At 66.5% G+C, this 445-nt stretch carries 1 protein-coding gene; it reads left to right on the forward strand.

Annotation, left to right across the window (positions count from 1 at the left end):
* Positions 1 to 17: 17 nt before the first annotated feature.
* Positions 18 to 445: single-stranded DNA-binding protein (gene ssb, locus E4K09_RS20080; protein WP_134499493.1), on the forward strand; the 428-nt coding region annotated here is incomplete at its 3' end.

Consider the following 445-nt stretch of genomic DNA (forward strand, 5'->3'; position numbering starts at 1 on the left):
GAACAGGAGGATGTCCGATGGCGGGCAGTGTGAACAAGGTGATCTTGGTGGGCAATCTGGGGCGTGACCCGGAGGTGCGGCGCCTGAACAACGGGGAGCCGGTGGTGAACCTGCGGCTGGCGACCTCGGAGACCTGGAAGGACAAGGCCACGGGCGAGCGCAAGGAGAAGACCGAGTGGCACTCGGTGGTGATCTTCAACGAGAACCTGGCGCGGGTGGCCGAGCAGTACCTGAAGAAGGGCTCGAAGGTCTATGTGGAAGGCCAGCTTCAGACCCGCAAGTGGACGGACCAGTCGGGCCAGGAGAAGTACACCACCGAGGTGGTGCTGCAGCGCTTCCGGGGCGAGCTGACGATCCTGGACGGGCGCCAGGGCGGCGGCGCGTCGGAGTATGGCGACGAGGAGCCGGGCCAGATCAGCCGCGGCGGCGACTTCGGACGAGCCTC

It is taken from the genome of Microvirga pakistanensis, assembly GCF_004458765.1.
Classification (GTDB): Bacteria; Pseudomonadota; Alphaproteobacteria; order Rhizobiales; family Beijerinckiaceae; genus Microvirga; species Microvirga pakistanensis.